Genomic DNA, 12529 nt, shown 5'->3' on the forward strand with positions numbered 1-12529 from the left:
AAACGAGCAATAACTTTATTAAATACTTCATTAAGGTAATAAGTATATTCATGGTGCTTTCTTGCCAAGAGAATACTCAAATAGATAGACAACAACTTCAATTGTGGTATGAACAACCTGCAGAGTATTGGTATCAAGAAGCCTTACCAATCGGTAATGGATATATGGGTGCCTTAATCAGAGGTAAAGTGGATATTGAGTGCATTCCAATAAATGAAGAAACGATTTGGGCAGGGGGACCTGGCGAATTAGAAGAATATAATTATGGGAATAAATCAGGTGCATACAAACATCTAGAACCTGTTAGAAAATTACTTAAAGAAGGGAAGAAAAAGGAGGCGTATCAACTGACGAAAGACGAACTATTTGGAGAGGTCCAAAAAGGTCCAAAAACGGATATTCCTGTAAGTGCCAACCGTCCTGTAACAAGAAACCCTAAACATCAGGATATCTCTTTTAAGGGTTTTGGAACTTATCAGACTGCAGTAGATTTACTCGTACAAGTAGAGGACTTTGGGGAAGTCGAAAATTACAATAGGTCTCTTGACATTAAGAATAGTGTCTCAAGACTTGATTATTCTGTGGGTAATACATCACATTCAAGAAGGTCATTTGCAAGCTATCCCGACCACTTCCTGGTCTTTGATTTTGAGAATAATAAAAAAGAAGGGATAACGTATAATGTTTGGTTTGAGACGTTTCATCAAGTAAAAAATGCATCTTTTAAAGATGGGGTTTATTACTTGGACTGCCAATTGAAAAATAATGGAATGGAATTTCAAGCAGTAGCTAAAATTGTTGCTGAAGACTCAAAAAATATAAGATTTCATCAAAAAAGAGTGGAAATCACTAATACGAATAAGTTGACTATTTTGGTGACTCTGAGTTCTGATTATAAAAATGAATATCCTACTTATAAAGGAACCGACTTTCGAAAGGTGAATAGAGAACGTCTATCAAGAATTGATAAGAAAAGTCCAGAGCAAATTTACAAGGATCATAAAATAGACTATCAAAATCTATTTGATAGGGTGAGCTTTAAGTTAGGAAAACCTTCTTCGAAGTTAGATCAGTTGCCAACTGATAAGCGATTAGAAAGGTATTCTAAAGGTGATGCAGATCCTGGTTTTGAAAGTTTGTATTTTCAATATGGACGCTATTTGTTGATTAGTAGTTCAAGAGAAAACTCTTTACCTGCGAATCTTCAAGGTAAATGGAATGTAGAAATGAATCCTCAATGGGCTTGTGATTATCATACAGACATTAATGTTCAGATGAATTATTGGCCAGCGGAGGTGGCAAACCTCTCAGAATCTCATCAGGCGTTATTGAACTATGTATCTTCACTTCAAAAGCCTGGTGAACAATCTGCCAAAGATTTTTACAATGCAAATGGATGGATTGTAAATACGATGAACAATATCTTTGGGTACACGGCAAATAATTGGGGTAGTTGGGGATACTTTCCCGCTGGAGCGGCATGGTTAAGTCAACATTTGTGGGAACATTATCTATTTACACAAGACACATCCTTCTTACATGAACAAGCTTATCCAGTTATGAAAGGAGCAGCAGAGTTTTGGTTAGATTATTTAGTGGAAGATGAAAATGGAGAGTTAGTATCAATGCCATCATTTTCACCAGAACATGGTGGTATCTCAATAGGAGCAATGATGGATCAAGAAATTGTTTGGGACTTGTTTACCAATATTATCTCTGCACAAGATGTACTTCATAACGATGAAGAGTTTCTACAAAAAATAAAACTGAGTAGGTCAAAATTATTAGGGCTTAAAATAGGCCAATACGGTCAATTACAAGAATGGAAAGAAGACAGAGATGATCCAAATAATAAACACAGACATGTTTCTCATCTTTTTGCTCTATACCCCGGAAAGCAGATTTCGTTAAAAGATACTCCAGAATTAGCTAAAGCAACCCGAAAAAGTTTGGAGTTTAGAGGAGACGGAGGCACAGGTTGGTCAATTGCTTGGAAGGTAAACTTCTGGGCAAGATTACAAGACGCAAATCATGCATACTTGTGTTTTAGAAACCTATTGAAAGAATGCCACTATCATAATCATGGAGGAATGACACTTCAGGGAGGTACTTATCCAAATTTATTTTGTGCTCATCCACCATTTCAAATTGATGGAAATTTAGGCGGTATTGCAGGAATGGCAGAAATGTTACTTCAGAGTGATATGAATACCTTACAATTGCTTCCTGCTTTACCAAAAGAATGGAGCACAGGTAAAGTAAAAGGGCTGAAAGCAAGAGGTAACTTTGAGGTGAGTTTAAGGTGGAGTAATAATGAATTAGATACTGTGACTATAAAAGCGAATACAAGTCGAAAGGTCGATATAATATATTATGATCAACTTATTTCTTTGGATTTGACGAAAGGTGAAATAGTTCAATTGAACAAAGACTTAAAAGTACTGAGTAATTAAAAATTACTGTAAGAGGGAAGGTAATTAGTAGTGTTTAAAGCATAATATAAGGGGAGACAAGTTTGTTGATTGACAATGAAAAAAGATTGATTGGGTTAGAAATAGAACAATCTTGAATTAGTAATTGTAAAATAAACATTTAATATTGTAGGTTAATAAACACATACAACCTTTACACATATGTCACATAAGTTGAGACCAGAGTCGTTAATGATGACTCATGGCTATAAACCAGAACTATCAGAGGGAGCTGTTAAACCTCCTATTTTTCAAACCTCTACTTTTGTTTTTCAAACAGCAGAAGAAGGTAAAGCATTTTTTGAAGTAGCCTATGGATTAAGAGAGAAAGGACAGGATGAAAATTTAGGCCTTATCTACTCACGTCTTAATAATCCAAACCTTGAAATATTAGAGGACCGACTTTGCTTGTGGGATAAATCAGATGACTGTGCCGTATTTGAAAGCGGTATGAGTGCTATTAGTTCAGTACTTCTTGAGTTCTTAAAGCCAGGAGATTTGATGCTATATAGTACACCTACTTATGGTGGTACGGATCATTTTATCCATGACCTACTAGTGAAAATTAATGTTACAGCTTTGCCAATCAGACCTGATCACACCAAAAAAGACATGATCAAAATGATTGAGAAGAGTGGAAAAGCAGATCGATTGGCATTGATTTATCTAGAAACTCCAGCTAACCCTACCAATGACCTTTTCGATATTGGAAGATGTGCAAAAGTAGCGAAGCACTTCAATAAAAAATACAAAGACAAGAAAGTTCATGTTGCTGTAGATAATACCTATATGGGGCCATTATGGTCTCATCCGCTTACTTTGGGGGCTGATATCGTTTTATATTCAGCAACAAAGTACATAGGAGGTCATTCAGACTTAATTGCAGGTGCTGTATTAGGTAGTAAAGAAGTGATTGGTAGAATTAAAGTCTTACGAACTTTCTTAGGAAATATGGTAGGACCACATACGGCTTGGCTACTCTTACGTTCTCTGGAAACGTTAAAGGTGAGAATGGAGGCACAAATGAAAAATGCTCAAGCTGTTGCCAACTTTATTAAATACCATCCTAAGGTAAAAAGAGTACATTATTTAGGCTGTATTCCTCAAGGGACAAAGGAGTATAAATTATATAAAAAGCAATATTCTTCACCAGGAGCAATGGTTTCATTCGAAATTAAAGGAGGAGAAAAGGCAAGTTTTAAATTCCTAAATGCTCTTAGCCTAATTAAGCTGGCCGTTAGTTTAGGTTCAACTGAAAGTTTAGCTCAACATCCTGCTTCAATGACTCATATTGGAGTATCCGATGAGGATAAAAAGGCATTCGGAATCACCTCGAGTCTTATTCGTTTATCCATCGGAGTCGAACATGCAGACGATATTATTTGGGATATCCAACAAGCTTTGGAAAAAGTATAAAGCATAAGAAAATCCTCCTGTCTTCTAATAAGGCAGGAGGATTTATCTTTTGCAGAAATAAGGATTTACTTAAGATAAATCTTCTTTCCTAACGATGTTTTTTACAGCTTCATGGAAAGAGATCGATTCTTTTTCCTTCTTTTTTGCTGCTCTTTTTTCTTTTCTTACTTGGGCCCTGTCTTCTACAAGTTGATGGATCGTTTTATTTTCCTTTTCAGCCTGCACAGTTTTAATGTTTAAACCTTGTGCATTTGCAGTAGCGGTGGCAATAATACAAGTAGTAGTGATTAATAATAAATTCTTCATAAGTTAGGTGATTTATGAGTTAAAAAAGTGTTCGTTTGTTATAATATTTATACTGCAAGTATATTATTGAATAAATGTAAATCAAAATATTTTAAGAAATTTAAAATTAAAAAAGTACAAATTTTATTATGCCCGTTTCTTGAAAAGAGAAATTTAAATTTTGAATATGCGATTAGAAATTTCAAAAAGTGAAATCATTTTAAGTTGTCTTTAATACTTTATAACTATGCCTTTGTTCCTTAAAAGTAATATCAATCCTATAGGTGCCTTTTACCCATTTTGATGTATCTAATATTGTCTCTCCCTCAGAAAATTCTGAGAAAAATTGTTTAAGATTCCCTAAATTCCATATTTCTATAAGATACTTATCATTTTTATTGGGGGGAAATATAGTAGTGATATCAGTAACAAGTGTAGGGTATAATTTCCAGTTAATTAATTCCCATTTGGGTGCAGAAAGCGTTAATTTTTCGAGTAACATTGTGGTAGAATAAATTATAGCGAGCACAAATAAACAATGTGATTTTATTTTAGACAATAGTCATTTTGTGATTGTTAGAAATGTACAAAACTATTCTTCTATTCTTGATAGTTTTAATGAACCCTCTATATCTAAGAATTGTTCAATTCAAAAAATAACCCCAAATAAACGATTGTCTAAATGGGGCCATACATAGTATATCAAGTTTGATATTTAACCTTGGGTGTCTTCTCTTTCAAAATACTAAGTGGAGAAAAAAGACTTCTCTCTTTAAAGCTTCAACGGAAGAACCTCAATAGGATCATATATATATTGTTCGAAATCTTAATGAAATTGATTTTCTGCAACAGGGTTTGGCAAATTTGCCAAACCTTTCTTTATGACTAGAAACTAAAGGTGAGGGGGGTATTATGTCTCTTATAGTACATAAAATTTACACATTTGTACCAAATAGTAATATAAAATTGACTTTTTACATTTTTTGTACGCAGAGGTAAACACTTTTTATTTATAATTGTGACATTTATAACTATCAAGTAAAGTGATGCGTGACGGCATTATATTAATAGATTTATACAAGAAATATATTTTTTTAAAGTCACTTTGAAATGAAACGAATAAACTATTATTTACTGGCATGTATATCTTTAATCGGATTATCATGTCAAAAAAATACTTCAACAGCAACCAAAGAGGTAACGAGTAAACCCAATATTATTTTTGTCTATTTAGACGATTTGGGATACGGAGATATTGGTGCAAATGGGGCTAAAAACTTAAACACTCCAAACTTTGATGCATTAGCGAATGGTGGTATAAACTTCTCCAATGGTTATGCGTCTTCGGCAACATGTACACCTTCAAGATACGCCGCTTTTACGGGTCAATATCCTTGGAGAAAAAATGCTAAAATTCTTCCAGGTTCAGCACCGATGTTAATTGATACTGCTCAAGTAACTTTACCAAAAATGTTACAAGCGGCAGGGTATAATACAGCAATTATAGGTAAATGGCATTTAGGTTTAGGTACACACGATAAAGATTGGAATCAACATATTTCACCTGGTCCAAACGAGGTAGGATTTGATCAATCTTACATTATGGCTGCTACTCAAGATAGAGTTCCAACTGTTTATATTGAAAATGGAGATGTAGTTAATTTAGATCCAAATGATCCAATTGAAATCAATTATAAAAAGAACTTCAAAGGTCAACCAACAGGTAAAGATAATCCTGAGTTATTAACAATGAAATGGCACCATGGTCATAATAGTTCTATTGTTAATGGTATTCCTAGAATTGGTTTTATGAAAGGAGGTCAAGCTGCATTATGGAGTGATGTTGATATGGCGGATCACTTCTTAGGTAAAGTAAAAACATACATCAAAGAAAAATCGAAAGAAGAAAAGCCATTCTTCTTAACGTATACAATGCAGCAACCACATGTACCTAGAACGCCACATCCAAGATTTGTTGGTAAATCAGGAATGGGACCTAGAGGTGATGTTATCGTTGAGGCAGATTGGTGTATAGGCGAACTAATGAAAACGATAAGAGAAGCGGGTATCGAAGAAAATACACTAATTGTCATCTCTTCGGACAATGGTCCAGTATTGAATGATGGTTATTATGATGATGCCGTTGAAAAACTTGGAGATCATGATCCAAGCGGAGGATTAAGAGGAGGAAAATATTCTTTATATGATGCGGGAGCACATGTTCCTTTTATTACTTATTGGAAAGGTCAGATTCAACCTGCAAAATCTGAGGCACTTGTTTGTCAAATGGATTTATTTGCTTCGTTTGCAGCATTAGTAGGTAGTGATATGAAATCACAAGATTCTGAAAATGTATTGGATGCATTAGTGGGTAAGTCTAAAGAAGGTAGAGAATCTCTGATTTTAGAGGCAACTACAAGAACTTCCTATAGAAAAGGTGATTTCGTTTTGATTCCTTCATATAAGGGACCAAAATTAAATACTAAAGTGGACATCGAATTAGGAAATAGCAATGAAATTGCCCTTTACAACCTAAAAGAAGACCCTGCACAGCAAAACAATATTGCCAAAGCTAACCCTGAGCTTACAGCATCTCTATTGAAAGAGTTTGAAGCTAAAAGAGGAGCAAATTATAAGAAAACTTCTAAGTTAGAATTAAAATAATATTGACTTTTCATAACTTGAAAGGGGTGATTGCATTATACAATCACCCCTTATTTTTTTATAACTATTTTGTATGATAAAAATTAATTACCACTTTATCCATTTCTTTTTTCTAAAATAATTGAGCATAAACAGGGTAATGATTATCATAAATACCCACATGAAATAATAAGAATATTTGAACCTCAATTCTGGAATATTTTCGAAGTTGGTACCGTAGATCCCGGCAATAAAAGTGAGCGGAATAAAGATGACTGAAAAGATGGTTAAGGTCATCATCACACTGTTGAGTTTTGAGGAGATCGTAGTGTGATAAATATTTAACTGATCAGAAAGAATTTCCCTATATCCGTCAGCGATCTCATTCGATTGTTTTAAATCATTCAAAAGCTCATTGAAATAGACACTAGAACTATCGTTGATATATTCTACATCGTATTTTGTAAGCATTGTAATCGTTTCTAATGCAGGCTTGATATTTCTTCTTATTCTATTGACAAGTTTCTTGTAGGTGATAATCTGATCTAAGATTTCCATATTCTGCTCAGTAAGAAGGATCTCTTCAAATGCATCAATATCATCTCCTAACTCTCTTAGCAACAGTATATAGTGATCTACAACGATGTCTAAGATTCTGAAGACTAAATAGTCCATTGAATTCTCAACAATACGTTTTTTGCCTTTCTTAATAATCTCAATTAATGGATCAAAAATAGTTGTAGGTTTTTCTGTGAAAGAGAGAATTGCATTTTTATGAATCACAAGACTGAAATGATCTGTAGATATCGTTTTTTTCTCTTTATCATAATCAAACATCTTCAATGATATAAAGAATGCATTTTCGTATTCCTGAAAGGTTGGACGTAAGGAAGTATCTAAAATATCTGATAATATATGGGAATTGATACGGTTATTCTTTAATTGTTCAACGAGATCAACATCATGCAAACCATTAAAAGTGATCCATGTTAGAGATTTCTTCTCTAGATATCCTCTTGCTTCTGAAATATTATTGATAGAAAATTCTTCAAAATGGTCGGGTCCAAAGTCCATTAAGTGAACATCTACTTCAGTATTTCTATGCTTCCCAATATATACGAGTTCATCAGGGGAAATATATTTTTTAGTATTTTCTTGTTGAGTCATTAATTAAAAAATAAAAAAGATTGTCAATTCGATTACCCATTAAAAACGATAGGTACAAGTGTTTGTGATAATAAGGTAAGCAATAGTACGCTAATAATGTTAAGAATAATACCTATTCGGACCATTTGTTTTACTGTAATATGTCCACTTGCAAAAACGATTGCATTTGGAGGTGTAGCCATTGGTAACATAAAAGCACAACTTGCGGCCATTGCTACAGGAGCTGCAAAAGTAAGTACATCATGACCTAATGCAACGGCAATACCGCCTACAACTGGAAGAAATATTGTCGCTAATGCTGTATTGCTCATCACTTCAGTGGCGAACAACATAATTGTAATTAATAGCAACATCATAAATACACCTTGTATCGAAGTACTATTTGATATGGCTTCACCTAAAAATTCTATTACACCAGCGTTTCCTAAAGCAGAAGCCATACTTAAACCCCCACCAAATAAAACTAGCACTCCCCATGGTAATTTCTCAGTGTCTTTCCATGCTAAAATAAAAGTACCATCAGATTGGTTTGTGGGAATAATAAAAAGTAATACGGAAACAAAGATAGCTATACTGGAATCATTTAATTGAATAGGAGCATACTGATTGATTAACGACCTGAAAGTCCAAAGAAAAGCGGACAATACAAAAACTATGGCGACAGACTTTTCTTCCCAACCCATCGGACCAAGTTCATTGTATTTTTCCTCAATGAGTTCTTTACCACCTTTAAGTTCTTTTAGGTGATTAGGATATATGAGTTTCGTTAAGACAAAATACAGAATAACCATCATTACTGATGAAAACGGAATACCGATCAGCATCCAACGAAAAAAATCTATTTCAATATTGTAAGTTTCTTTCATAAATCCACCAAAGATGGCATTAGGAGGTGTACCTATTAATGTGGCAATTCCTCCAATACTTGCAGCATATGCAATACCTAGCATCATTGAAATGGCAAAGTTCTTTTTATTCTTCTCGAGTGTTTTTTCATTATTTGATGACAATAAAAGAATGATTGATGCAGCAATAGGAAGCATCATTACTGTAGTTGCAGTGTTAGAAATCCACATACTTAAAAAAGCAGTGGCGAGCATAAACCCTAAAATAATCTGATTAGCACATGTTCCTGTAACCTTCACAATACTCAATGCAATTCTTAGATGTAGCTTCCATTTTTCCATGGCAAGTGCTACAATAAAACCACCCATAAATAGAAAAATTATTGGATTGGCATACGGAGCTGCTGTTGCCTTAATAGAAAGTACATCAAAAAATGGAAAAACAACTAGTGGGAGTAAGGCTGTTACGGCCAAAGGAACTGTTTCAGTTACCCACCAAACAAGCATCCAAGCAGCAAGAGCAATAACCGTAATTCCATTATTTGTGATACCATCTGGAAATAGTGGTAATAGTTTTATGAGTATAAATAATAATGGACCTAATATTCCTCCAATTTTCTTTTCTAGAGAATATCCAGCAAGATCAGGAGCTTGTGTAGTTACCGGATTTTCAGGTTGTTTTAAGTCGTTGAGGTTATGTTTTATATCATCAGGATTGATGTCACTTCTTTTCATGTAGATTGAGAGTAGCTTTTAAGATCATATCACTATAGCAATGAATTAAATAGTGAAATTATTTGTATGACAATTTATCTAAAAAAAAGGAACTTGAAAAGAAGTTGTAGTAGAGGTAAATAATTAAGTATCAAAAAAGGCTACCTCAAAATATTTGAAGTAGCCTGATATATTTTTACCATTTGATGATAGCACTAGCCCAAGTGAAACCTGAACCAAATGCAGCCAAACAAATAATGTCACCGTCTTTTATTCTACCCTCTTTAAAGGCAGTAGTTAAACTGATCGGAATAGAAGCAGCGGTAGTATTACCATATTTCTGAATAGTATTGACTACTTTCTCGTCAGGCAATTTCATTTTTGCTTGCACAAAGTTTGAAATTCTTAAGTTAGCTTGGTGAGGTACCAATAAGTCAATATCGCCAGGTTGTAAATTATTAGCCTTTAGTGCTTCGGCAATTACCTCTTGGAATCTTACCACAGCATTTTTAAAGACAAACTGACCATCCATATAAGGGAAAGCAGAACCACCAGGTTTCCAATAGTCTGGATTATATCTTTCAGGTTTTGTAAAACCAGGGTCAATTACGGCTAACTTTTCGGCATGCTCACCTTCAGAGTGCATATGTGTGGAAAGAATACCTCTGTCCTCATCTGTTGCTGTAAGTATAGCAGCACCCGCTCCGTCACCAAATAATACGGTTACGGCTCTTCCTTCATCAGAGAAATCTAAGCCTCGGGAGTGAATTTCCGAACCTACCACTAATACATTCTTATACATACCTGTCTTAATGTATTGGTCAGCAATTGAAATACCATATACAAAACCAGAACATTGTTGTCTGATATCTAATGCAGGTACCGTTCTGAAACCTAATTCTCTTTGTAAAAGCACACCAGAACCAGGGAAAATATAGTCGGCACTGAGTGTACAATAAATAATAAGATCAATATCTTCAGCTTTCATTTCGGCCATATCCAAAGCTTCTTGTGTTGCTTTGGCAGCAAGGTGATAGTTGGCTTCTTCAGGAGCTGCATATCTTCTTTCTTGAATACCTGAACGCTCTTGAATCCACTCATCTGAAGTAGTAATGATTTTTGATAAATCATCGTTGGTAACGACCTTTTCGGGTACGTAAAACCCTAAGCCTGCAATTTTGGCGTTTTTCATACTTTACTCGGTTTTCTATGTGTTTATGTTAGTAAGCTTATAACAAAGAGTCAATGCAACGAAATCTGATTAGGTCGTTGCATTGACTATCATGTTACAAATATTTATCTAAAAGCTCCGACATTTCTGCCTGAAGCTTTTTTGCTTCTTGTTGAGCAATTTCTGCAAAATCTTCTCCATTAGATGCATATATAATACCTCTTGAAGAGTTGACTAATAAGCCACATTCTTTGTTCATTCCGTATTTTGCTACTCCTTGTAAGTCACCACCTTGAGCACCAACACCAGGTACAAGTAGGAAATTATCAGGAGCCACTTTTCTTACATCAAGAAGGCTTTCTGCTCTTGTAGCACCTACCACAAACATCAATTGTTCAGGAGTAGCCCATTCTTGATTTTTAAGCATTACATCTTGGAATAAGTAATTGCCGGTGTCTTTGTTGATGATTTTTTGAAAATCTAATCCACCTTTATTGGAAGTATGTGCAAGAACAATCACCCATTTACCATCCATTAAGAACGGAGTCACTGAATCTTCTCCCATATAAGGAGCCACAGTAATAGAGTCAAAATCCATGTTTTCAAAAAATGCTTTTGCATACATTTTTGATGTATTACCAATATCACCTCTTTTTGCATCAGCAATTGAAAAGTGAGTTTTTGGCATATACTCCAACGTCTTTTGAAGTGAGTCCCATCCTTGAGGTCCTAATGATTCATAGAATGCAATATTAGGTTTATAAGACACACAGTAATCTGCAGTAGCATCAATTATTTGTTTGTTAAAAGCAAAAATAGGGTCATCCTCTTTGTGTAAATGAGCAGGAATTTTTGTCGGATCAGTATCTAAGCCTACGCATAGGAAACTTTCTTTTTTCTTGATCTCTCCAAATAACTCTTCTTTTGTCATGATGCTATATATAGTTACATTATTTGTATTTGGTCTCCCAAATTTGAATCACTTAAAATCGAGTAAAAATATGGAAATATAACGTAAGAATGAAAAGAAGCTGATATTATACGTATTAAAATCTATTGATCAATTTTACAATGCTGATTTTAAGTGTTTTGAATGAGAGTGCTTGTTCTTTACTTTTTTTTCAATCAGCTTTATCATACACAATTAAAATCAAGTAAATAATCGATTCATAGAATTATGAAAAAGTCATTAGCAGTTTTTGATATTGATGGTACCTTACGCCAAATTTTTGATCCTTGGATGATGTTGCATCACTACTTTAATACTGAGGAAGAAGGCGGTGAAATTTATTCAAATTGGAGAGAAGGGAAAATCACCTATCAAGAAATGTGTGATCAAGATGCCGCTTTGTGGAAGGGCAAGTCGAAAGAAGAAATGATTAAACCTTTAGCGAATAACCCAGTAAGAAAAGGTGCAAAGGAAGTAATCCAATTTTATAAAGATAGGGGATATGTATGTGTTGGGATTTCAACAGGACTTTCTTTTCTAAATGATATAACGGCAGAGGAGTTAGGCTTGGATAAGGTATATAGTAATGAAATTGTCTTTGAAGATAATGTTTGTACAGGTAAATGTATTATTCATGTAGAAGAGTTTCATAAAGACAAAATATTGGATAAAGTGGTAAAAGAATTTTCTATCACAGGAGATATTGTAGCTTTTGGTGATGGTGAAGCAGATGTTGACCTGTTTAAAAATGCGACACAATCTGTCGCTGTTTTTCCAAGAAAACCATTTATTAAAGAAGCGGCTGATTTATGTATTGAGGAAGAACCAATTAATCAGATTTTAGCTTTTCTATAAAAAAAGGAGTCAC

10 protein-coding genes are annotated in these 12529 nt (G+C 34.2%); 4 read left to right on the plus strand and 6 right to left on the minus strand.

The features are described 5' to 3' along the window. The first annotated feature begins 50 nt into the window (after positions 1-50). Together QL232_RS17280 and QL232_RS17285 are read left to right on the plus strand one after the other, a co-directional pair. Positions 51-2453 carry a glycoside hydrolase family 95 protein gene (locus QL232_RS17280; RefSeq protein ID WP_281615094.1) on the plus strand — a complete coding sequence of 801 codons (2403 nt, stop codon included), beginning with the start codon at positions 51-53 and terminating at the stop codon, positions 2451-2453. Between the two features lie 180 nt (positions 2454-2633). Further along, positions 2634-3887, plus strand: coding sequence for a cystathionine gamma-synthase family protein (locus tag QL232_RS17285; RefSeq protein ID WP_281615095.1), 1254 nt, complete (start codon positions 2634-2636; stop codon positions 3885-3887). 69 nt (positions 3888-3956) lie between these two features. Here QL232_RS17285 and QL232_RS17290 read toward each other — a convergent pair whose 3' ends face one another. Further along, entirely contained in the window at positions 3957-4193 is a 237-nt protein-coding gene (locus tag QL232_RS17290) for a hypothetical protein (protein WP_168884270.1), read from the minus strand. Positions 4194-4392: 199 nt separating this feature from the next. Then, positions 4393-4674 (minus strand): T9SS type A sorting domain-containing protein, encoded by a 282-nt coding sequence (locus tag QL232_RS17295; protein WP_281615096.1) that lies wholly within the window; start codon positions 4672-4674, stop codon positions 4393-4395. Positions 4675-5282: 608 nt separating this feature from the next. Here QL232_RS17295 and QL232_RS17300 point away from each other — a divergent pair. Then, positions 5283-6836, plus strand: coding sequence for an arylsulfatase (locus tag QL232_RS17300; RefSeq protein WP_281615097.1), 1554 nt, complete (start codon positions 5283-5285; stop codon positions 6834-6836). 87 nt (positions 6837-6923) lie between these two features. Here QL232_RS17300 and corA read toward each other — a convergent pair whose 3' ends face one another. The 4 genes from corA to pyrF all read right to left on the minus strand — a co-directional run bounded on the left by corA (position 6924) and on the right by pyrF (position 11643). Beyond that, positions 6924-7982, minus strand: a complete 1059-nt coding sequence (gene corA / locus QL232_RS17305) for a magnesium/cobalt transporter CorA (RefSeq protein WP_168884273.1) — start codon at positions 7980-7982, stop codon at positions 6924-6926. A gap of 32 nt (positions 7983-8014) precedes the next feature. After that, the gene (locus QL232_RS17310) at positions 8015-9562 is read right to left on the minus strand and encodes a DASS family sodium-coupled anion symporter (RefSeq protein WP_281615098.1); all 1548 of its coding nucleotides are present in this window, start codon (positions 9560-9562) and stop codon (positions 8015-8017) included. A 175-nt stretch (positions 9563-9737) separates the two neighbouring features. Beyond that, positions 9738-10733: a beta-ketoacyl-ACP synthase III gene (locus tag QL232_RS17315; RefSeq protein ID WP_281615099.1), complete on the minus strand. Its 996-nt coding sequence runs from the start codon at positions 10731-10733 to the stop codon at positions 9738-9740. Positions 10734-10827: 94 nt separating this feature from the next. Then, positions 10828-11643: an orotidine-5'-phosphate decarboxylase gene (gene pyrF, locus QL232_RS17320; protein WP_281615100.1), complete on the minus strand. Its 816-nt coding sequence runs from the start codon at positions 11641-11643 to the stop codon at positions 10828-10830. A 246-nt stretch (positions 11644-11889) separates the two neighbouring features. Between pyrF and QL232_RS17325 the strand changes: the two genes are divergently transcribed. Beyond that, positions 11890-12516 carry an HAD family phosphatase gene (locus QL232_RS17325; RefSeq protein WP_281615101.1) on the plus strand — a complete coding sequence of 209 codons (627 nt, stop codon included), beginning with the start codon at positions 11890-11892 and terminating at the stop codon, positions 12514-12516. The last annotated feature ends 13 nt before the right edge of the window (positions 12517-12529 follow it).

This window comes from Flammeovirga sp. SubArs3 (assembly GCF_947387565.1).
Classification (GTDB): domain Bacteria; phylum Bacteroidota; class Bacteroidia; order Cytophagales; family Flammeovirgaceae; genus Flammeovirga; species Flammeovirga agarivorans.

Bases quoted from the DNA above. Each gene is read 5' to 3' on its own strand.
- QL232_RS17325 (WP_281615101.1), top strand. From the start codon at position 11,890: ATGAAAAAGTCATTAGCAGTTTTTGATATTGATGGTACCTTACGCCAA.
- corA (WP_168884273.1), bottom strand. From the start codon at position 7,982: ATGACTCAACAAGAAAATACTAAAAAATATATTTCCCCTGATGAACTC.
- QL232_RS17315 (WP_281615099.1), bottom strand. From the start codon at position 10,733: ATGAAAAACGCCAAAATTGCAGGCTTAGGGTTTTACGTACCCGAAAAG.
- QL232_RS17285 (WP_281615095.1), top strand. From the start codon at position 2,634: ATGTCACATAAGTTGAGACCAGAGTCGTTAATGATGACTCATGGCTAT.
- QL232_RS17295 (WP_281615096.1), bottom strand. From the start codon at position 4,674: ATGTTACTCGAAAAATTAACGCTTTCTGCACCCAAATGGGAATTAATT.
- QL232_RS17300 (WP_281615097.1), top strand. From the start codon at position 5,283: ATGAAACGAATAAACTATTATTTACTGGCATGTATATCTTTAATCGGA.
- QL232_RS17310 (WP_281615098.1), bottom strand. From the start codon at position 9,562: ATGAAAAGAAGTGACATCAATCCTGATGATATAAAACATAACCTCAAC.
- pyrF (WP_281615100.1), bottom strand. From the start codon at position 11,643: ATGACAAAAGAAGAGTTATTTGGAGAGATCAAGAAAAAAGAAAGTTTC.
- QL232_RS17280 (WP_281615094.1), top strand. From the start codon at position 51: ATGGTGCTTTCTTGCCAAGAGAATACTCAAATAGATAGACAACAACTT.
- QL232_RS17290 (WP_168884270.1), bottom strand. From the start codon at position 4,193: ATGAAGAATTTATTATTAATCACTACTACTTGTATTATTGCCACCGCT.